The 21,875-nt window shown below is 47.3% G+C and carries 20 protein-coding genes; 12 read left to right on the top strand and 8 right to left on the bottom strand.

The annotated features are described in order from the left end of the window. Positions 1 to 7: 7 nt before the first annotated feature. Together QFZ48_RS03160 and QFZ48_RS03155 are read right to left on the bottom strand one after the other, a co-directional pair. On the bottom strand, positions 8 to 781 hold the full coding sequence (locus tag QFZ48_RS03160; RefSeq protein WP_079468745.1) for a 3'-5' exonuclease: 774 nt from the start codon (positions 779 to 781) through the stop codon (positions 8 to 10). Positions 782 to 811: 30 nt separating this feature from the next. Continuing rightward, positions 812 to 2,176 (bottom strand): UDP-N-acetylmuramate--L-alanine ligase, encoded by a 1,365-nt coding sequence (locus tag QFZ48_RS03155; RefSeq protein ID WP_429061110.1) that lies wholly within the window; start codon positions 2,174 to 2,176, stop codon positions 812 to 814. Between the two features lie 310 nt (positions 2,177 to 2,486). Here QFZ48_RS03155 and ytxJ point away from each other — a divergent pair, with 310 nt between their 5' ends. From ytxJ to aroQ, 3 genes are read left to right on the top strand one after another with little or no spacing between them, the layout of a single operon-like run. Then, complete coding sequence (gene ytxJ / locus QFZ48_RS03150; protein ID WP_370913472.1) at positions 2,487 to 2,819, top strand: bacillithiol system redox-active protein YtxJ; 333 nt, start codon at positions 2,487 to 2,489, stop codon at positions 2,817 to 2,819. Between the two features lie 42 nt (positions 2,820 to 2,861). Further along, on the top strand, positions 2,862 to 3,425 hold the full coding sequence (locus QFZ48_RS03145) for a UbiX family flavin prenyltransferase (RefSeq protein WP_429061108.1): 564 nt from the start codon (positions 2,862 to 2,864) through the stop codon (positions 3,423 to 3,425). Positions 3,426 to 3,484: 59 nt separating this feature from the next. Beyond that, a complete protein-coding gene (gene aroQ, locus QFZ48_RS03140; protein WP_079468741.1) occupies positions 3,485 to 3,910 on the top strand; it encodes a type II 3-dehydroquinate dehydratase in 426 nt (141 codons plus the stop codon). Between the two features lie 154 nt (positions 3,911 to 4,064). On the opposite strand, the gene bioB is transcribed toward aroQ, so the two are convergent. Next, positions 4,065 to 5,066 (bottom strand): biotin synthase BioB, encoded by a 1,002-nt coding sequence (gene bioB / locus QFZ48_RS03135; protein WP_429045802.1) that lies wholly within the window; start codon positions 5,064 to 5,066, stop codon positions 4,065 to 4,067. 157 nt (positions 5,067 to 5,223) lie between these two features. Between bioB and QFZ48_RS03130 the strand changes: the two genes are divergently transcribed. Continuing rightward, positions 5,224 to 6,000, top strand: a complete 777-nt coding sequence (locus tag QFZ48_RS03130) for a hypothetical protein (protein WP_429045803.1) — start codon at positions 5,224 to 5,226, stop codon at positions 5,998 to 6,000. Between the two features lie 309 nt (positions 6,001 to 6,309). On the opposite strand, the gene QFZ48_RS03125 is transcribed toward QFZ48_RS03130, so the two are convergent. The 4 genes from QFZ48_RS03125 to QFZ48_RS03110 form a co-directional block, all read right to left on the bottom strand. Beyond that, complete coding sequence (locus tag QFZ48_RS03125; protein ID WP_370912851.1) at positions 6,310 to 7,410, bottom strand: M42 family metallopeptidase; 1,101 nt, start codon at positions 7,408 to 7,410, stop codon at positions 6,310 to 6,312. Between the two features lie 60 nt (positions 7,411 to 7,470). After that, the gene (locus tag QFZ48_RS03120) at positions 7,471 to 8,304 is read right to left on the bottom strand and encodes a UbiA family prenyltransferase (protein WP_429045805.1); all 834 of its coding nucleotides are present in this window, start codon (positions 8,302 to 8,304) and stop codon (positions 7,471 to 7,473) included. Positions 8,305 to 8,358: 54 nt separating this feature from the next. Further along, positions 8,359 to 9,897, bottom strand: coding sequence for an acyl-CoA carboxylase subunit beta (locus tag QFZ48_RS03115; RefSeq protein WP_429045807.1), 1,539 nt, complete (start codon positions 9,895 to 9,897; stop codon positions 8,359 to 8,361). A gap of 91 nt (positions 9,898 to 9,988) precedes the next feature. Then, entirely contained in the window at positions 9,989 to 10,420 is a 432-nt protein-coding gene (locus tag QFZ48_RS03110) for a hypothetical protein (RefSeq protein ID WP_429045809.1), read from the bottom strand. A 149-nt stretch (positions 10,421 to 10,569) separates the two neighbouring features. Between QFZ48_RS03110 and QFZ48_RS03105 the strand changes: the two genes are divergently transcribed. Continuing rightward, positions 10,570 to 11,553, top strand: coding sequence for an acyl transferase (locus QFZ48_RS03105; RefSeq protein WP_429061107.1), 984 nt, complete (start codon positions 10,570 to 10,572; stop codon positions 11,551 to 11,553). Positions 11,554 to 11,576: 23 nt separating this feature from the next. Here the strand turns inward: QFZ48_RS03105 and QFZ48_RS03100 are convergent, their stop codons facing one another. Then, complete coding sequence (locus QFZ48_RS03100; RefSeq protein WP_429045812.1) at positions 11,577 to 12,299, bottom strand: hypothetical protein; 723 nt, start codon at positions 12,297 to 12,299, stop codon at positions 11,577 to 11,579. A 254-nt stretch (positions 12,300 to 12,553) separates the two neighbouring features. On the opposite strand from QFZ48_RS03100, the gene QFZ48_RS03095 reads away from it, so the two are divergent. From QFZ48_RS03095 to QFZ48_RS03065, 7 genes are all read left to right on the top strand, one after another. Continuing rightward, on the top strand, positions 12,554 to 12,892 hold the full coding sequence (locus tag QFZ48_RS03095; protein ID WP_429045814.1) for a hypothetical protein: 339 nt from the start codon (positions 12,554 to 12,556) through the stop codon (positions 12,890 to 12,892). A gap of 78 nt (positions 12,893 to 12,970) precedes the next feature. After that, positions 12,971 to 13,798 carry an HvfB family MNIO-type RiPP peptide maturase gene (locus QFZ48_RS03090; protein WP_429061106.1) on the top strand — a complete coding sequence of 276 codons (828 nt, stop codon included), beginning with the start codon at positions 12,971 to 12,973 and terminating at the stop codon, positions 13,796 to 13,798. Next, positions 13,782 to 14,531: a DNA-binding domain-containing protein gene (locus tag QFZ48_RS03085; RefSeq protein WP_429045818.1), complete on the top strand. Its 750-nt coding sequence runs from the start codon at positions 13,782 to 13,784 to the stop codon at positions 14,529 to 14,531. Before QFZ48_RS03090 ends, QFZ48_RS03085 begins: the two co-directional genes overlap by 17 nt. A 71-nt stretch (positions 14,532 to 14,602) precedes the next feature. Beyond that, on the top strand, positions 14,603 to 15,568 hold the full coding sequence (locus QFZ48_RS03080) for a polyprenyl synthetase family protein (protein ID WP_429061105.1): 966 nt from the start codon (positions 14,603 to 14,605) through the stop codon (positions 15,566 to 15,568). A gap of 648 nt (positions 15,569 to 16,216) precedes the next feature. After that, positions 16,217 to 19,216 (top strand): SusC/RagA family TonB-linked outer membrane protein, encoded by a 3,000-nt coding sequence (locus QFZ48_RS03075; RefSeq protein WP_429061104.1) that lies wholly within the window; start codon positions 16,217 to 16,219, stop codon positions 19,214 to 19,216. A 17-nt stretch (positions 19,217 to 19,233) separates the two neighbouring features. Next, entirely contained in the window at positions 19,234 to 20,718 is a 1,485-nt protein-coding gene (locus QFZ48_RS03070) for a RagB/SusD family nutrient uptake outer membrane protein (RefSeq protein ID WP_429045824.1), read from the top strand. A 12-nt stretch (positions 20,719 to 20,730) separates the two neighbouring features. Then, entirely contained in the window at positions 20,731 to 21,873 is a 1,143-nt protein-coding gene (locus QFZ48_RS03065) for a carbohydrate-binding protein (protein ID WP_429061102.1), read from the top strand. Positions 21,874 to 21,875: the final 2 nt, after the last annotated feature.

Genomic DNA, 21,875 nt, shown 5'->3' with positions numbered 1-21,875 from the left:
AATAACATTACATTTTTTTTAACATCATATTATGGAAGATTTCAGTCAGTTTCTGTTTGGTATTAAGCGGAAAATCCGCTTTCATCATCCAATCGTAGTACTGAGGTTCTGCCTTTAGCACGTCCCTGACAGGACGGCCTTTGTATTTACCAAAGTTAAACACTTCCTGTCCACCCTGCATCACGAGGCGGCGGGCAAAGTCGATATAATCTTCCTCTTTTGTGAAATCGGCGAGTGAATCGATATCCTGTTGCAATTGTTCGTAGCGGCCGAGCTGGGCTTCCAGGATCTCGTAGGTGGCCAATGCGTCTGCTTCAGCGCTGTGAGCGTTTTCCAGCAATTTATCGCAATAGAATTTGTAGGCGGCGCCCAGGGTACGTTTTTCCATCAGGTGGAAGATCCGCTGTACATCTACAAATTTGCGTTTGGATACGTCAAATTCGATGTCGGCCCGCAGGAATTCCTCTACCAGCAGGGGAATATCGAAGCGATTGGAGTTATACCCGGCCAGGTCGCAGTTATCCATGAACTGTTTGAGTTCATGAGCGGCCTGTTTAAAGGTAGGTGCGTCTTTTACATCCTCGTCTTTAATACCATGAATTGCTGTAGATCCTGCTGGGATCGGCATTCCGGGGTTAATGCGTTTCACTTTGGACTGGGTGGTTTTGTCCGGAAACACTTTGATGATAGCAATTTCAATGATACGATCAGAAGCCACGTTGGTACCGGTGGTTTCCAGATCGATTACGGCCAGCGGCCTTTTGAGGAGCAAAGAAGGCATTATGAATAATTTATAATTTGTTTAATGTATTTATTTGTCTGACGGCAATAATGCTTTCAGTTTGCTAAAATCGAGACCATCATATGTTCCGGAGCTCATCAGCAGCAGGTTGGTGTCCTGGTATTGTTGTGCGGCGAGGAAAGCTTCCAGTTTTTCCCTGTTATGGAAAACGTGGAGGTCATCCCGGCCAAACCGCTGTGCAATGAGTTCCGGCGCCAGATCCGGCATTCTTTTTATTTCCAGTGCATGTTTGCTGTAAAACACAACGGCGGTATCTGCTGTATCGAGGGCGCCGTGGTATTGTTCCAGGAAATCTGCATTTAAACTGCTATAGGTGTGTAATTCCAGCACGGCTATCAGTTTCCTGTCGGGAAACTGGTGTTTAGTGGCTTCCATAGTGGCTTTCACTTTAGAAGGCGCGTGTGCAAAATCACGGTAAATAACGCAATGATCGTTTTTAGCTACGAGTTCCAGTCTTTTTGCGGCGCCCTTAAAGGTAGCAATTGCTGCCAGGAATTCCGCATCAGAGAGGCCCAGTTCGTTACAAACGAGCTTGGCAGCGTGGAGGTTCAGCAGGTTATGATCGCCAAAAACTTCCAGGCTGGCCTGCTGGTCGCCAAAAACAACCCGGGTAACGCCGTTGGTAATGGTATGTTCGGGCAGGCCGTATGGCACCAGTTTAAGGTGGTCGCCGGTAGCGGTTACCAGGCTAACGAGTTCAGGATCTGTATTGTTGTAGATCAATACCTGACCGGCTTCCATCTGCCTGATAAAAATAGCAAACTGTTCTTTATATATTTCGTAGGTAGGAAATACGTTGATGTGATCCCAGGCGATGCCGGTTAATACCGCGATCTGCGGATGCAGAAAGTGGAACTTGGGCCGTTTTTCAATGGCCGAGGCCGGGTACTCGTCGGCTTCGCACACAATTACGGGTGCGTCTGTGATATTTACAGATTGGGCAAAACCCTCCAGCCGGGCGCCTACCAGGTAGTCGAACGACTGATGATTAAGCTGCAAGGCGTGCATTACCATGGCGGTAGTGGTAGTTTTACCATGACTTCCCCCGATGGCTACCCGCGTTTTATTTTTACTTTCCTGGTAGATATATTCCGGGAAAGAATAAATTTTCAGCTGCAGTTCCCGGGCTTTTATCAGCTCGGGGTTGTCGTCCCGGGCATGCATGCCGAGGATGACTGCGTCGAGATCCGGCGTTATCCGGGCAGGGTTCCAACCGGTACTGGCTGGTAAAATGCCCGCCTGTTGGAGGTTTGACAATGCCGGTTCGAAAATCTCATCGTCACTGCCGGTTACCTGGTAACCTTTATTTTTGAGCGCAATGGCCAACTGATGCATTACGCTGCCGCCTATGGCAATAAAATGTACTTTTGTCATAACGCTGGATATTTTCGGCTGGCCGAAAATTACATTGTTGTTTTTTTTAATGTATTTTCTATATTTGCAAAATAACGTTACAAAAGACGATTAAAAAAGTGGTCGTATCATATTTCCTGTGAAAATTCGTTTTAGTCATAAATTATTTAAAACTGCCAGTATGCAATCTTATGTAAGAATTTTGGGCTACACCGCTATGGTTTGTATCTTTGCCGCTTTCTTAACGTCCTGCGCAAGCCATCAGAAATTAGGCTGTCCCATGAAGGGCATGGCCAAGTCGCCTGCGATAGAACATAACAAAGCATGTTAAATGAATTGGAAAACGTTAACCAGCGAGGAACAATTGGCTGAAATCAATGCAGTATCAGCGCATCAGCCGGTAGTTATTTACAAACACAGCACGCGATGCTCTATCAGCTCGATGGCCAAGGCCAGGTTGGAACGGTCGGCTGTACCAGAAGGGTTAACGTTTTATTACCTGGATCTGATCGCCCATCGTCCGGTATCCAATAAAATTGCGGAAGTCTATAATGTTCAGCATGAGTCTCCCCAGGTACTGGTCATCCGCAACGGCCAATGTGTTTACAATGAAAGTCATGGCGGCATTGCCATGGATGAAATAGTTGCACAGGCTGGCGTATAACCACCCAAATAGGCTAGCTTTGTAAATTCAACAGCATAGCCAATGAAACATCGTATAGTAGTAGCAGTTACCGGGGCAAGTGGTTCTATCTATGCCCGTCAGTTGTTACAGAAGCTGCAGGCAGCACATGAACAGCTGGACCAGGTAGCTGTAGTGATGACAGAAAACGCAAAAACGGTATGGGAAACAGAGCTCAGAGACGAAGATTATAAACAATTGCCTTTCCGTTTTTATTCCCAACAGGATTTCCACGCGCCGTTCGCTTCGGGATCCGGACGGTTTAACACCATGATTATCTGCCCTTGTTCCATGGGTACGCTGGGACGCATTGCCACCGGCATTTCCAACGATCTTATTACCCGCGCGGCAGATGTAGTGCTGAAAGAGAGAAGAAAGCTCATCTGCGTGGTACGGGAAACCCCTTATAATCTTATTCACATCAAAAATATGGAAGCAGTTACCCTGGCCGGCGGCATTATCTGCCCTGCCACTCCTTCCTTTTACAGCGTTCCCGCCAATCTCGAAGAAATGGCCGCCACAGTGGTGGACCGGATCATAGACCTCGCAGGCCTGGAACAGCAAACTTACCGCTGGGGGAAGCGATAGTAATAATAAACAGGATTAATTATCTTAGTCCCTCATTCTTCATTTCTATAACCATTATCATGCAAATAGCTATTATAAACGGACCTAACCTTAACCTGCTCGGTAAGCGTGAAACGGGAATCTATGGCAGCGAATCTTTCGAACAGTATTTCAAACATCTGCAAAAACAATTTCCGGCGGTAACTTTCAGCTACCATCAAAGTAACATAGAAGGGGAAATCGTGAACTATCTGCATGAAGTAGGATTTTCATATGATGGCGTGCTGCTCAATGCAGGCGCTTATACACATACCTCCATTGCCATCCGTGACGCTATTGCGGGCATCAAAACACCGGTGATGGAAATTCATATCAGCAACGTATATGCAAGGGAAGAATTCAGGCACACCTCACTGATAGCGCCCAAATGCATCGGCTGCATCTGCGGACTCGGACTCAAAGGATATCAATTGGGAGTGGAGTACTTCGGGATGAACGACTTGTAGCGCTGCGGAGGTTGTCTTGAGCGCTGATTACGCTGATTATAATGATTTTTTGGATTTTATATAATTGATTAGGGAGATATATGCGGACTTATCCGCTTATATCTCCCTTAATCTTATAAAATCAAAACTGATCAAATCCAAAAAATCAGTATAATCAGCGCTCCAAGACAATTTCCGGCGCCGAAGGCGCCACCGCTTCCTGTGCTTTGAAAGCTTCTCTGGGCTTCAGTCCCAGCAGCTCAAACATCATGTGGTCTTCTTCAAAGGAAGGATTGCCTGTAGTTAATAATTTTTCGCCGGTAAAGATAGAGTTGGCGCCCGCCATAAAGCACAGGGCCTGGTCGGACATACTCATTTCCGCACGGCCTGCGCTCAAACGCACCATTGCCTTTGGCATCAGGATGCGGGTGGTGGCAATCATGCGTACCATATCCCAGAACTCTACTTTAGGTAAATGTTCCAGCGGTGTACCTTTTACGCGGGTGAGCGCATTGATGGGCACGGAATCCGGATGCGACGGTAAGCTGCTGAGTGTCCACAGCATGGCGATACGGTCTTCATGCGATTCTCCCAAGCCTATAATACCGCCACAGCATACGCTTACACCTGCTTTTCTGACATTATCCAGCGTTTGTAAACGATCGTCGTAAGTGCGGGTGGTGATAATTTCTTCGTAGTGGTCACGGGAAGTATCCAGGTTGTGGTTGTAGGCGAACAGGCCGGCATCGGCTAATTTCTTTGCCTGGTCTTCGTTCAGCATGCCCAATGTGCAGCATACTTCCATACCAAGTTCATTTACGCCTTTTACCATATCCAGTACACGGTCGAAATCGCGGTTGTCGCGCACTTCACGCCATGCTGCGCCCATACAGAAACGGGTGGACCCCGCCTCTTTTGCTTTCTGCGCGTAACTCATCACGTCCTCTTTTTTCAGAAGGCCATGCACATTGATGTCAGTGTTGTATCTGGCAGCCTGCGGGCAGTAAGCGCAATCTTCAGGGCATCCGCCTGTTTTAATGGACAAGAGGGTGCAAACCTGCACCTCTGCTGTATCCTGGTATTCACGGTGAATAGTGGCAGCACGGTATACCAGTTCCAGTAAAGGAGTATTGTAAATAGCTTTGATTTCTTCTAACGTCCAGTCATGACGGATCATAGATCTGATTTTGTTTGAATAGCAAACGTAGCAAATTATTACGAAATACAAATTACCAATTAGTAGGAGTGAAAATGAAGGAAATTTGATTATTCTGTTGAAATACACTTAATTGCGGGACTCAATTTAAATAACCAGCATCCAGAAAACCACTTCTATGAAACATTTCCCTAAGGGCAGTAAGCTGTCCGTACTCGCTCTATTTGCCGCTATGGCATTTTCCAGTTGCAGTAAAAATGATGATGACCCAATTTTGCCTCCGCCGCCGGTGTACACCCTGGATCAGCTCTACAGCCAGGCCGTAGATGATGCCATGATTGCCGACAGCAGCGAAATTACCGATGCACTGTGGCCCATCACACCAGACAACCCTGACCTGCAATGGAAAACCATTAATGGTCAGCAGTATGTGTTGATGGCTACCTTCATGCGTTTCCCCGGAAGTTACCCGGCCGGCGATTCCATCAACACCGTATGGGGCGAATCCTGGCTGTTCATCCCTAAACAGATGAAGACCAGGATAGGACCATCCCTTACGCCTACTTCAGATACCATTCAGCGTATCTGCCAGTTACTGGGACTACCGCCCGTTAACTCAAAAACAAATACCCATATCGCTACCATGTGGGTAAGTGCCTCCAGGTTGTACCGTCCCGCCGGCAATCCTGCCATTACTACCAAAACCACCGGTGCAGTCCCCATCAGCGGTGTATCGCCGGACTTCACCACCTGGTTTAACAACTACATCATCTTCGCTTACTACCGCCCGCTGACATCAGCCACAGATATGCACTATCCGTGGACAAGGCTAGGCTACACCTACGACTGGGCCCCGGGCGCCAGCAGGGTAGGAATGAGCGAATATGTAATGCAGGCTGGTTCCGGCGCATGGGTGGAGAAGGTGAACCGGGCAGCGGACTTCTTTAAAAACTAGGAGATCGCCTTCGGCGCGGATTTTGTCTTTCTCAGGATTACGCTGATTTTACTTTTTGGATTTTTTTTGATTTTATAACTGATTAAAGTATTCATGGAGATAGGAGCGAATATATTCCGCTCCTATCTCCATGATCTTATAAAATCAAAAATTTACTTTTTGATTTTATAACTGATTAAAGTATTCAGGGAGATAGGAGCGAATATGTCCGCTTATATCTCCCTGATCTTTTAAAATCAAAAAAAATCCAAAAAGTAAAATCAGTAAAATCAGCGTAATCCTGAGAAAGACAAAATCCGCGCCGATCTCCTATATATACTGGAAATTCGTTTTAGGCGTAATATTCAGCAACGTCTGGTAAATCAGCTGGATCGTATTTTCAATATCATCTTTCTTCACCATTTCCACGGTAGTGTGCATATAGCGTAATGGTAAGCTGATCAGCGCAGAAGGCGTGCCGTCATTGCTGTAGGCAAATGCATCTGTATCAGTACCGGTACTGCGGCTTACCGCATGTAGCTGGTGAGGAATGTCGTTCTTTTTGGCGGTTTTGATGATGAGGTCACGGAGGATGTTATGTACTGCCGGACCATAAGTAATGCTGGGACCACTGCCGCATTTTATTTCTCCCTCAATATTTTTGTTGATCATGGGAGTAGTGGTATCATGCGTTACATCGGTGATGATGGCCACATTTGGCTTAATACGTTTGGCGATCATTTCTGCGCCGCGCAAACCTACTTCTTCCTGTACAGCATTCACGATATAAAGACCAAAAGGAAGCTGCTGCTTCTTTTCTTTCAGCAAACGGGCAACTTCTGCAATCATGAAACCACCGATACGGTTGTCGATAGCGCGGCAGATGTAGTAGTCGTAGTTCAGTTCCTCGAAACCATCTTCAAATGTGCATACACAACCTACGTGTATACCCAGTTCTTCTACTTCTTTGCGGGAGCGTGCGCCGCAATCGAGGAAAATGTTTTCCACTTTTGGTTGCGGTTCTTTGCCATCGCCGCTGCGGATACGGGTATGGATCGCCGGCCAGCCGAACACGGCTTTTACGGTACCTTTCTCAGTATGGATATTCACGCGCTTGGAAGGAGCAATCTGCTGGTCGGAGCCGCCATTGCGGATGACATAGATCAGTCCTTCCGGGGAGATGTAATTTACAAACCAGGAGATTTCGTCCGCATGGGCTTCAATCACCACTTTGAATTCCGCTTTAGGATTGATAATACCTACTGCAGATCCGTAGGAGTCTACAAAATATTCATCGATATAAGGCGTCAGGTATTTCAGCCAGAGCTTTTGTCCTTCTTTCTCAAAACCGGTAGGAGACGGGTTATTCAGGTACGTTTCCAGGAATGTCAGTGATTCCTTGTTGAATATTGATTTCTGTTTTTTAGACATAATATTTGCAGATTGTGACGCGACAAATGTAAGGAAAACGCCGGATTGTGCTCATCAGGGTTAAACGATCATGAGATATAATACGGCCGACAAGGCCATGAATCCATCCAGTACGAAGTAGAACAGGTAATCGGAATCGGTGTGCTGCGCTTTCCGGGTGACGATGGCCGTGGCGATGACCGGTACCAGGAGGGTAACCACAGCGGGCAGCGTGGTATAGGGCCACATTAAACCGGCGCTTATGGCGGCTATCAGCAGGGAAGCGTAATAAAGTCGCATCAGGTTTTTCTCATCCAGGGTAGTGATCAGGCTGCGGATGCCTTCTTTTTTATCTGATTCCAGGTCGCGGTAATCAAATAAGATACAGATCGCATAGATAAGACCAAAACGGTGTATGGTGAGATATACCAATGGCTGGGTGACCACGTTGTCCGCTATCAACGCAGGAAGCACAGTGGTTACATAGGTCCATACAAAGGTGAGGAATAGTGTTTTCCCGATGGCTATTTTGCTGAGCCACCTGAATGCCTTGTGCGGTACTTTGGGTGCAGAATACAAAAAAGTGAGTACTGCGCTGCCACTGAGTACCAGCCAGTGCTCGCGCAGCTGCCAGAAAAACCATAGAGAGCCTGCCAGGCCTATGCCGCATAAAGTGAGCATAAGGGTACGGTGACGGTTACCCCAAAGGATTCTTTCTGAGGCCGAGTAGGCGCCGGGTGTAAGGTACCAGTGAAAATTGTAACTGCAGATGGTGGAAAAGAAAACAAAAAGGTAAAAGGTATTATGCGGGTAATCGAGTGCCAGCAACTGGTTGGTTTGCCATACCATCAGGATGGCACACCCTGAAATATAAACGGAGGTGAAGAGAATAAGGTTGAAAAGACTGCGGAGCATATGTTTAGCTTTTAGCACCCCGCTTTTTAGTATGAAAAAGCGGGGCGCCATTTGCTACAAAGGTATATTGCCATGTTTTTTTCGCGGCATGTTTACCACTTTATTTTCGAGCATTTTGAAAGCCTTGATCAGTTTGATACGGGTCATTTCAGGTTTGATCACTTCGTCGATGTACCCTTTTTCTGCTGCCAGGTAAGGGTTTGCGAACCTTTCCGTGTAATCGGCCACGAGTTCGTTCATGCGTGCTTCCGGATCCGGCGCCGCATCGATTTCTCTTTTGAAGATGATTTCCACCGCTCCTTTGGCGCCCATTACAGCAATTTCGGCCTGTGGAAAAGCGAAGTTGAGGTCTGCGCCGATGTGTTTGGAATTCATTACACAGTAGGCACCGCCATAGGCTTTGCGGGTGGTAACGGTAAGTTTGGGTACCGTTGCTTCACTGAGTGCGTACAGCAGTTTAGCGCCGTTGGTGATAATGCCGTTCCATTCCTGGTCGGTGCCGGGCAGGAAGCCGGGCACGTCTACCAGCACCAGCAATGGGACGTTAAAAGCATCGCAGAAGCGGGTAAACCGGGCGCCTTTTACGGAGGCATGAATGTCGAGTACTCCTGCGAGGTGGGCCGGCTGATTGGCCACTATACCGATGCTCCTGCCGGCAATGCGGGCGAAGCCAACGATCATGTTCTCTGCAAAGTTTTTATGCACCTCAAAGAAGCTGCCGGCATCCGTAATCTGCTCGATGGCTTCTTTCATGTCATACGGCTGGTTCGGATGCTCCGGGATCAGCGTGTTGAGGGCATCGCGTATTTCGTTCCCTGGTTCGTAAGGGTATACCGGTGCGGTTTCTTCACAGTTCTGCGGCACATAGCTCAGGAGCTGTTTGATATACTGAATACATTCTATTTCATTAGCGCAGGCGAAATGGGTTACACCGCTTTTAGCGGCGTGCGTTTGCGCGCCACCCAGTTCTTCTGAAGTTACTTCCTCGTGGGTAACGGTTTTTACCACGTTGGGGCCTGTCACAAACATATAAGATGTTTGTTCCACCATCATGATGAAGTCGGTGATAGCAGGGGAATATACGGCGCCGCCGGCGCAGGGTCCCATGATGGCGGAGATCTGCGGGATCACGCCGGAAGCCCTGGTATTGCGGTAAAAGATATCGGCATAGCCACCAAGGCTCACCACACCTTCCTGGATGCGTGCGCCGCCGCTGTCGTTTAAACCGATGAGAGGAGCGCCGTTCTGCATGGCCAGGTCCATGATCTTGCAGATCTTGCGGGCATGTGGTTCGGACAAACTACCGCCATATACGGTGAAGTCCTGTGAAAAAACATAAGTCAAGCGGCCGTGGATGGTCCCGTAGCCGGTTACCACGCCGTCGCCGAGAAACTGTTCCTGGTCGGCGGTGAGTCCGCGGTTGCGGTTAGTGACCAGCATATCCAGCTCTTCGAAAGAACCTTCATCCATCAGCAACTGTATCCTTTCTCTGGCGGTCAGCTTACCTTTTTTATGCTGGGAAGCAATACGTACATCTCCTCCGCCAAGCATTGCTTCGGCGATCTTTGCCTGTAGTTCTTCTATTTTATCCATATGCTAAAAATCAAAAGTAAAGCTAAAAATAAAAGGATTCCTTTGATAAAAGGAATCCTTAAATGTATGATATTTTAGAATGTAACGTTTGTCAGGGAATGTTGTAAGGTATTTTCGGGGTAGCGATGGTGTCGCTGATATTCCCGGCATTATCACGGATAAATACGAGGAAATGAATGCTGTCGCTCGGGCTTTGGTAGGTTCTGAAATCCACGGGATCGAGCCGGATAGCTACTTCTGCTTTTACGCTGTTTCCCCGGTTGGCGCCAATTTCAGGCATCCGTCTCACAATATAGAAGGTGTCCTGTAGTTTGGTATCATAGATAGGGGCTATCTGCAAAGTGTCTTCTATGTCCCCGTCTCCATCCTGGACATCGAGCGTTACAAACATTACCTGGGTACTGGTTACCACGCTGTCGAGCGAATATCCTTTGAAGCTGAGAATGGGTTTGGTGCCTATTTTATCCTTTTTACAGGCGTAAAATAATCCGGCCAGCAGGAACAAAAACAGAATTTTCTTCATAAAACAAACCTACATTAATTTAGGAAATATACAAATATTCAGTTATCGCTATCCATCTATACCAAAACGTTTTTTTGTGACAATTGTTACTTACTGCGGATAGATTTATTCTTCTCCCTAACTTTGTGCGATTTTAAATTCAGCTTTACATGACCGCCGTATCACCGGAATATATATTTTCATTAACCCAAAACGGGCTGGAAGCCGCTGCACTGGAGCTGTTTCAGTACCAGTACCGGGAAAATGACCTGTACAGGGCCTATACAGATGCCCTGCGCATCCCGCCTGCTTCGGTGAAAAGCATTCTTGAAATTCCCTATCTCCCCATACAATTTTTCAAATCACATACCGTCGTATGCGGTCAGTTTGTGCCTGAGCTGATCTTTGAAAGCAGCGGCACCACCCAAACGGTGAACAGCCGGCACCTGGTGAAGGAGTCTGCGATCTACACCCGGAGCTTCATGACAGCGTTTGAACAATTTTATGGCCCGGTGAGCGATTACGTGGTAGTGGGATTGTTGCCTTCCTACCTGGAACGCCAGCATTCTTCACTGGTGCGCATGGTGCAGGAAATGACCCTCCGCAGCGGACACGCGGAAAGCGGCTTTTACCTGTATGAACATGATAAGTTGTTTCAACAGCTGCAGGCGCTGGAAGCACGCGGACAAAAGGTATTACTGATAGGCGTGACCTTCGGATTACTGGATTTTGCAGAGCAGTATACCCTTTCCCTGAAAAATACCATCGTCATGGAAACTGGTGGCATGAAGGGCAGAAGAGAGGAATGGACCCGGGAAGAAGTACATGCTTTCCTCAAAGAACGGCTGGGAACGGCCTGTATCCATGCGGAATATGGCATGACGGAGCTGTTATCACAGGCTTATTCCAAATGTGATGGCTTGTTTGAAACTCCACCCTGGATGAAAGTACTCCTGCGTGATGAAAACGATCCTTTCCAGCTTACTGCCGGCAAAGGCGCGGGCGTAATGAACATAATTGACCTGGCTAATATTTACTCCTGTGCATTCATTGCCACGGAAGACATTGGCCGTATCCATGCTGATGGCCGGTTTGAAGTACTGGGCCGGCTGGACAACTCTGCGTTAAGAGGCTGCAGCCTGATGGTTAGTTAGTATGTTAAATTTATATGATGTGTTTATTCGTCCATGGCGGCGAGGTGTAAAAGCGCAGGTAATTTGGCGGGATCGTGCATAATGGCGGAAAGGGACGACATATAGGGAAAAGAATGATGGTCCATACCAAATTTATGAAGCAGGTATACATCCAGTTGCTCCGGCGAAGTATGTCCCTGTATGTAATCACTGAGATAAAAGAGAAACCGTTGTCTTTCTTTTTCAGATAACAACACCAGCGCCACCTTGTCTTTCAGGCTGTTATGCTGGCCCGACCGGAAAATCCTCAGTGCCTGTTTGTAGTGCGCCAACGTTAATTCACCGGCAGAAGCAGGCAATAGCTGGGTACAAAAATAATCTACCGCGATATCATCAAAGAAACCCGCTCCATCGTCGGTACCGGGCTCGTTGTGCCAGGTGGCCCACTGGATCAGCTGTTCCTTGGTGATATAGCCGGTCAGCATCGCTTCCAGCTGGTGAATAACCCCTTCGCGGGTGGGAGTGGTATCGGAAGCATGCGAAATAGCAGTGACTATATCCTGGTAATAATCCTCATTGATTTCACTGGCAGTCTGGAACAGTAACCTGCTCACTTCAGTGTCTGATTCTTCTCCGGCCTTCTGTTGCAGCGGGGATACGCTGCGCAATTCATCTATTACTTCCTGTCTTGTTTTAGTACCACGTAAATATGCCTTCAATAATGTTACAAAGTAAACGGACGTTACAGGCGACATTTCATTTTTCATGGGCCGAGTTTAATTCATATTTCATTGGGTACAGGCCAAAAATAGGATAAAATGCTGAATAGTGATGCCGGTTATCACACCATTTGCCATACTCTCTTTACCGGTTATCCGCCTTTAACATTTTTTTTGGTTGCCGGGAAAACTAAAACAGGTAATTTTCCGTAAGCTTTCCACTACGAAACATAAACAACGATCATCACGTCTGTCTGTCAGAAACATATATTTTCTCACCAGTTTCTTAAATTTTCAAGAAGATGAAAAACAACAATCCTATCAGCAAAAAAGTACTGTTTTCCGGCTCTCTTGTTGCCGGTGCTATCCTCGGTATGGCTGCATTGCAGGTAACTGCAACCCCCGGCAGTTATACTAACCTGGGTTCCGGCGCAGCCGTAAGAAGTACATTAACCGGCGCATCCGGCAATACAGCCAATGCGATTGAACTGTCATGCGGCGCAAAAAAAGACAGCGCTGCTGCAGGTAAAACAAAAGAGGGTAAATGCGGTCAGGGTAAATGTGGTGAAGGAAAATGCGGCGATAAAAAAGGTAAGAAAGGAGATAAGCATAAAAAAGACAGTACAAAATCCGGCAGCTGATTTCCCGGATAAGGTAAAGACCGGTATCATATGCAGGCCGGTCTTTACTCGTATTTTAACCTCCTAAAATGTACGACCATGGTAGGTATAGGTTTTCGCAGGGAATTTGCGGAAGAGATGATCAGCGGTGAACATATCCGCCCCGACTTTATTGAGTTTGCCCCTGAAAACTGGATGAACATTGGCGGATACTGGAAGAAGGTATTGCACCGCGTGGTAGAAAAATACCCTGTGCTTTGTCATGGGCTTTCCCTTTCTATCGGCAGCCCCGAAGCGCTGGATAAATCGTTTCTCCGGTACATAAAAGCATTTCTCCGGGAATACAACGTACAGATCTACTCAGAGCATCTCAGCTATTCCAAGTGTGATAACGCGCATATGTACGACCTGTTGCCCATTCCCTTCCGGATGGATGCGGTAAAGCATATTGCCAGCCGTATACAGCAGGTGCAGGATTATTTGCAACGCCCGCTGGTAATGGAAATTGTATCTTATTACACACCGGTAGCCGCAGAAATGAGTGAAGTGGATTTTATTAATGAAGTGGTAAAACAATCCGGCTGCCAGCTGCTCCTGGATGTGAACAACATTTATGTAAATGCTTTCAACCACCAGTATGATGCCAAAGCATTTATACAACAACTGCCCCTTAGTAAAGTTGCTTACATACATATGGCAGGTCATGAACAGGTAGCTCCTGATCTGATCATTGACACGCACGGGGAACCAATTATAGACCCGGTGTACGACCTTTTTGAATGGACCATTCAGCACCTGCAACCCGTACCGGTTTTACTGGAAAGGGATTTTAATATCCCGGAAATGGCGGAACTGCAGGGAGAGTTAACCAGGTTGAAAAATATTTGTCACAAACAATGGACACGGAAAGATGAGCTTGTTGCCTGACACTTATCATATCCAGCAAACTTTTTCCACCTATTGCAGAACCGGTGAAAAAGTGAAGCTGCCCGGCGTAGCGCCGCACCGGCTGAAACACTATCGCCAGCTGGTATTTAACATGATCCAGGATACTATGGAGCATGCATTCCCCATTGCATTTAAACATATTCCCACCACCAGGTGGAATAAAATGGTGAAGGAATTTTTTTCAAGGCATGCATGTCAGTCGTACCAGGTATGGAAACTCCCCCTGGAGTTTTATACTTACGCGGTAGAGCATAACTGGGAAGATACTTATGGTATTCCCTTCCTCAACGATCTCCTCGCTTTTGAGTGGGCCGAAATGGAGGTGTATAACATGGAAGATATACCTGCACCTGCGTATTCCCTTTCCGGCAACTGGCTGGATACCCTGCTGGTACTCAATCCTGAGCACCGGCTGTTATCTTTTAACTACCCCGTTCACCTGGTAGCGAAGCCGAAAGAACTGCTGAAAAATAAAGGCGTTTATTTTGTGCTGCTGTTCCGTCACCCGGAAACAGGGCATGTAGAGTTCACGGATCTGTCGCCCTGGCTGGCCTTCCTTACTGAGCAGTTAACACTCGGCATCACGGTAAAGGATATACTGGAATATGCGCCGCAGCTGAATATAACGGACACGGGTACACTGGAGCAGGATACGCTGGCTTTTTTAAAACACATGCAGCAATTACATTTTGTGCTGGGCTTCCGGCAATAAAGAAAGTCAGGTCCCAGGTCATACTTTCCCACAGAAGTCGTAATTTCGGCCCCGTTCATAGTGATGATCATATGCAATTAGCCCGGGAAACGATTGGTAGCGAATTACAGCGGTTTGAGGAAATTTTTCATGATGCCATGCGAAGTGATGTACTGTTGCTGAACAGGATCATGGCGGATATTGCTGCCCACAAGGGGAAGCAGATGCGTCCGATGTTTGTGTTGCTGTGCGCCCGGTTGTGTGGCGCCATCAATGATGCCAGCTACCGCGCCGCGCTCCTGGTGGAGATGCTGCATACCGCTTCCCTTGTGCACGACGACATGGTGGATGACGCTATGAAACGCCGCAGCGCATTTTCTGTAAACGCCCTTTGGAAAAATCGTGTATCCGTAATGGTGGGCGACCAGCTCTTTACCAAAGGTGTACTACTGCTGGCCCTCGATAACAACGACCCCGGCCTGCTTAAAATATACGCCGCCGCTATTCAGCAAATGATAGAAGGAGAATTGCTCCAGATGACGAAAGCCAATAAACTCAGCTTTGAGGAAAAGGACTATTATGATCTCATCAATGCTAAAACTGCCTCCTTCCTGGCCGCTGCCTGCGCCGCCGGCGCCACATCCGCCTGCGATAACCCGGAAACTATCCAGCGGTTGCACAACTTCGGACAAAAAGTAGGCATGGCCTTTCAACTGAAAGACGACCTGTTTGATTATGGAAATACCGACATCGGCAAACCTACCGGTAATGATATCAAAGAAAAGAAAGTAACCCTTCCCCTTATTTATGCCGTTCAGCATGCCGGCCCGGCGCTGCGGAAAAAGATCCTTCATATAGTAAAGCACCAGCATACCGACAAGGATAAAGTAAACTTTGTAGTGGAAACGGTGAACCAGTCGGGTGGACTCGATTACGCCACCCAAAAAATGATGGAATACCGCGATGAAGCATTCCGGATACTCTTTACTTTTCCGCCCTCACCCACGCGGGCCGCATTGGAGGAATTGGTGCGCTATACCACCGACAGGGCATATTGATCTGGACCCGCATGGGGATGTATGATAACGATAACGTCCTGCATTATTAACACCTGTGAAGACTACCCCGGTCATTGTGAATGAAGAATTTGAAAAAAGGCTCACGAAGATGAAGGCGGTGTTACCTCCCGGATTAAATTTTAAAAAATAATTCACAAAAAACTATGAAAAATCCTTTTAGCTAATTACATTTGGTACAGTAGCGTTAAAAAAACAACCAGAATTTAAAGAGCATTGATAGTACTGATGACCAGTAAGACCCTGTGTTTGCTGTAGTTTCCCCACTGTGCATTAGTACTGCCATTACTGAAAACCAGAATTACAGACCGATTGAAAATTTCACGTTAATTAATCTTGTTTCCATGACTCAACGTTCATTACATCCTGATAGGGTCACCCGCTGTCCCTAACTACCCACGGGCGTTATGTTTCCACAGTTGACATTATTTTCGCATCCTGCTTATGCTGACGAGGCATTTTGCATGGCAGATATTGTGCTGTAGTAGCCATGGCGAACGCTGATCTCTAAATCACAGACATTCCCCTAAAGGGAACAGGGCAACCTATGCCCGTTCATGTCAAAAAATAGTTAATCTGGTGTAAAGCTTCTTTTACGCCCTGGGATTCTCATTCCTAAATATTGCATGTATGAAATACTTTTACTTTTTCCTGCACAGAGGTATTTATTTTTTTGCAGCAATGTGCCTGGTGAGTACATCATCGGAAGCACAGAATGTGTTGTTCAAAAATAACAAAGATACCTCCGGTGTGAATGCAGATTCACTTGCCTTTTCCAAAGTGACATCTACCAGGCGGGACACATTGGGATATTTTCCCAACAATGAACTCTTCCTGAAACATAGTGCCAGTGGGGCTATTTCTTCAGTAGACATTGGCGAGGTTAAAAAACTTCCCTACAACAGTATCGACCAGATGCTGATAGGAAGGGTAACGGGAGTGGATGTACGAATTCCTTCAGCAGAACCCGGAAAACGCAACAGCGTATTTGTAAGAGGTACCTCTTCCCTGCTCCTGAGCAACCGCGATTTGTTTTATGCGCAACCCACTTATGTGGTCGACGGTGTGCCCTTGATCATGGAGCATGCTTTCGCCTATGACATTCAGCGGTTCGATTTTAACAGGATGGGAACGGAAACCAACCTGCTTGGCTTCCTCGATATCAATGATATTGAAAGTATCGAAGTGCTGAAAGATTTTGCTGCCAGCGCAAAATACGGTCCCAATGCTGCCAACGGGATTATCAACATCACCACCAAAGCACCCCGCGTGGGACAGATGCGGGTGTCGGTAAATGCTTACGCCGGTGTATCATTAAAACCTGCGGTAGATGCAGTGAATGGCAGATACGAAAGTGATTTCCGCCTGCCCTTCTACCAGAAATATGCTGATGAAACACAGTGGCGTAACTTTCCCCGCTACCTGGCAGATTCTTCCCAGGCCCGCTACTATGGCCCGGCCAACTGGGATGATCTTTTTTTGAGAAACGCATTCACGGAAGGTATCCAGGCTGCCGTAAGCGGCGGAACGCCATATGCCAACTTCCGGTTCAGCATCGGGCAATCCTCGCAGCAGGGCGTATATGACAAAACAGGCATCAAACGCTACGATGTAAACTTCGGGATCAACATCCAGCCCGTAAGGAACCTGATTTTTACAACAGATATTTCTGTAGCTAACCAAAACCGGAAACGGAATGAGTTTATCCGCGACCGCGCCGGAGACGAAGACTATCTCTTTAACTACGATGCACCTTTATCTCCCAACAAAGCCTATCTCCAACAGTATTATACGGCGCTGGAAAATACCATTAACCGGAACAAGAATAATTCTGCCCGTATCATTGCCAATGCGAAGTATAGCTTCTTATCGCACTTCACCTGGAACACCCGTTTTGCTATTGACTACGGGCAAAATTTCCGCGACTTCTTTGTACCTACGGCACTCGGCGAAGGCAACAGTTATGTATCCAATTATGATGGACTGAACAGGCGGATGATCCTGGACAATTCCCTTCAGTTTGAAAAAACTTTCCCGGGAAAACATCATCTTGAAATAACACTTGGTCAGTATGGCCAATGGGACAAATGGCGCTATGATTACGGCCGCGCCTACAAAGGCTCCAGCGATTATGTGAAGATCTATCAGCCGGGTACAGATCAGCAGAAAGAAGGCCGCTTCGGCAACTTCCGCCTGATGTTTAACACCAAAGATTTTACGCAGTCGCGGCTGGCATCTTTCTACACCAATGTCGGATATAACTTCAATGAAAAATATTTTGTTTCCCTGTATGTGAGAAGAGATGGCAGCTCCTACCTCGATGCAGATAACCGCTGGCTGATATCGCCTACTTTATCTGCTTCCTGGAAAGTGCATAAGGAAGATTTCCTGAAAGAATCTTCCTGGCTGAGCAACCTGAATGTCCGCGCCAGCTGGGGCCGTGTAGGCCGTTTGCTGATGGATGAAATGTATACCGGCGGACCGGTATATAACGTAGATGCAGGTTGGAATGGGGTGCCTAACATGTCTACCTACAACGGTTTCCCTGTTATTAACGCCGGCTACACCACCGGCTATGTAGTGCCGGGTACTTCGTGGCCGGTAGTAGAGCAACTGAATGGCGGCATTGATATCGGTCTTTTTCACGACCGGTTACGCGCCTCGCTGGATGTATATGCCAAAACAGATCGTAACCTGGTACTGAAGGTGCCTACATTGGAAGAAGAAGGATATACCGGTATCGTAAAAAATGGCATGGACATCCGGAACTACGGCTATGAGTTGTCTATCGATGCAGACGTAGTGAAAGGAAAGAAATTCCAGTGGACCACCGGTATCAATATCTATACAAACCAGAATAAGCTGATGGCTTTGCCCGACGGGATTACCGACCTGGTGATCAATAACCGCCGTTTCCTCGTAGGAAAACCGGTAGACCGTTACTGGCTGCTGCTCAACGAAGGTATTTATAACTCCGATGATGAAGTACCTGTGAATCCAAAAACAGGCAGGAAGATGACTTACCAGGGTGTAACCCTGAAAAAAGGAGATCCTAAATGGACAGATTTAACCGGCGATTTTAATATCAATGATGCGGACCGTGTAATGAAAGGCCGCCTGTCACCCGCTGCTACCGGAGGTTTTACCAACACCTTCCATTATGGCGCGTGGGACGTGAACATCCTGCTGAACTATTCTTTTGGCCGTAAAGTGATTAACCAGGCATTGGCCGATCGTTTTGACTTTGCCAACAGGGAAGCCATTGATGATCCAAAGGCGATAAAGGAAATCAGCTGGTGGTCGAAAGTAGAAGGCGACTATAGCAAAATACCGCAATACAATCCCTGGAGCGCAGTATATGCCTACCAGCCCAACCAGACCCTGTTCCTCGAAGACGCCTCTTTTGTAAAGCTCCGCGCATTAACGGTGGCCTACAATATGGAAACAGACTGGATGAAACGTTCGGGTGTTGAGCACCTGCGTATTTATGCCACCGGTAACAACCTGCTTACCTGGACAAAGTACAAGGGCGGCGATCCGGAAGCCGTGAGCTATTTCGGATATGACGAAGGATATTATAACTGGGCGGCTCCGCGCACGTTTACACTGGGCTTTAATTTTCAATTCTGATGTTAAAAAACAAGATCATGAGAAATATCGCTGTTGTTGGGGTGATACTATTACTGGCTGGCGGGATGCAGTCCTGCAAGAAAATGCTGGATGTGCCTTCACATCGCGCCCTGACAGAAGAAAATATGTGGCAGACTAAAAATGATGCACGCGCAGGATTATCTGCCTGCTATGCTTTAATGCGCGCTGCCATGTCAAACGAAAATGCACACTGGGTGTACGGAGATTTGCGTGGTGGCGACTTTCAGTCGACCAAGCGCGGCGATCTGCGCGCAGTAGTGGAAAGTAACCTGAACGCCAGTTATTCTACAATGGAGGAATGGCGCGACTGGCGAAGATTTTATACGGCTATAGCACAATGCAATCTTACGATAGAAAAATTACCACAGGTAACCGCTACCGATTACCGTTACTCGCAAAACGATATGAAGCTGGACCGGGCGCAGGCGATTTACATCCGCGCATTTCTCTACTATTATATTGTAAGGATCTGGGGAGATGTGCCACTGGTAATTGCTCCGTCGGATGGAGTAGCAAAAACGATCTCCCGTGAAAAATGGGATAAAGTACTGGATTATGCTGCCGCCGAAGCAAAAGCCTGTATTGATGGCTTACCCTGGAAATACAATGGTAAGTCGCCGGAACAACAGGGCGATTACCGTGGTCAGGGTGAATCACATCATATCTCTATCACCATCACCAAAGGAATGGCCTATACATTGCTCGCACATATCTATAACTGGAAAGGCGAATACGATAAGTCGCTCGAGTATGCCAACACCGTCATCAACAACCAGTCGAACACCGGTTACGGTTTTGTGAGCCTGAACGATCTTACCAGGCTGGATGGCGCATTCCGCGGACGTATCGGGGCCAACATTTTCCAGATAGATATGAACTTTGACCACGCGGAAATATCGTCTACCGGTCAGTTGGAAGACTGGACCCTCCGTGAACCTTATATTCCAAAAAGGGAATCTGAAATTTATGTGCCGAAAGACAGTGTGCTAAAGATCTATAGCGAATCGCGGGAACAACGCCCTACCTATTTCTTTACAAAAATGGAAGAGGCTTATCCCATCTTTTACAAGATGAAACAAATCAACGGCGCGGTGAAAGATCCCGTACTGAAAATGTATTCGTCTTGTATAATCGTATTCCGTTATGAGGAATTGTACCTGCTGCGCGCAGAAGCTAAAGCCCGGTTAGGACAAACCGCGGAAGCACAAAAAGACCTGAACCAGATCCGTAACTCCCGCGCACTCAAAAATGTAAACGTAGCTACTGCCGGCCAGGAGCTGCTGGATGCTATTTTGCTGGAACGCAGAAGAGAGTTGATCGGAGAAGGATGGTACTGGTACGACCTCATACATTTCAAAAAGATCCCGCAGTATACCAAGCTTACACAGGCTGACGTAGACAGGGGCGCCGCTTTGTGGCCACTATCGCAGGAAGCGCTGGCCAACAATGGCGCGCTGGTTCAAAATTCTTTCTGGAAATAATAAATCACTGCCATGAAAAAATATTTAATACTACTGGCTGTAACGGCTTGTTTTGCATGCGAAAAAGGAATGCAGGACTACCGGAATGCAAAGCCCGTATCGGAAGTGAAGGTAAGTACTTATGATTTTCTCAAGCAACAGGGAGGATTATATGACACCCTGCTATTACTGATAGACCGCGTAAAGCTTACGGATACACTTAAAAATCAACAGGTCACTTTTTTTGTTCCACAGGACAACAGTATTTCCACAGCCATCAGGAACGTGAATTTTTCCCGGGAACGCCTCGGTGATAAAGGCAACTGGACACTGGATAGTATTCCGCTGACGGTATGGGATAGTCTTTTGCGACGCTATATCGTGCGTGGACTGGTAACCGCCGATTCGCTGAGATATGCGGATGGCAGTGACCTCGAATCTTTGTACGGTCATGAAATGAATGGTAAAACCGCCAGCACCAATGCTTCCGGCGCAGTGGGCGCAGGCACCGCGGTGTTGCAGTACAGCGATAAAAATGATTCCAGGTTTACAAAAGACTGGTCCGTTGCGCTTACGCAAAACGTGGACATCAAATCTACCAACGGATTGATGCACATTTTAGAAACCCGGCATGTATTCGGATTTACATCCTTTGTTGGAAAAGCCTATCCCAGGTCACTGGAGCCGGCGCAGGGGCCATACCTCGGCTACCCGATTGAAATACCGGGTATTGTGAATGCAGCGGATTATGACGAAGGCCCCAAGGGAGTGGCTTACAATTATCGTAATCCCAATGGCGGTCATACTTATCGTCCCGATGATCCGGGCACAGAAAACTGCTCGCAGGGGGATGGCGCCACAAGTCCCGGCGGTAACTATAATATCGGCTGGACCAGCGACGGCGACTGGGTACGGTATACGGTTGACATTAAAGAAGCAGGAAAATATAAAGTAGAACTGAGGATAGCCGGGAATGGCGGTGGCCTTATTTATCTTTTGATAGATGAAGTAAGGGTATGTGAAGATATCCCGATTCAAGGTACCGGCGGCTGGCAATCCTGGCAGGGCGCCTTTGGAACGGCAGATCTGCCCGCAGGAAAACACCTGATGAAAGTGATGATCAAGAAAGCCAACCTGAACCTGCACCGTCTCATCTTCACCAAAATAAACCCATAGCA

The organism is Chitinophaga sp. W2I13 (genome assembly GCF_050434005.1).
GTDB lineage: Bacteria > Bacteroidota > Bacteroidia > Chitinophagales > Chitinophagaceae > Chitinophaga.
This window is presented reverse-complemented; position numbering and strand designations above follow the sequence as displayed.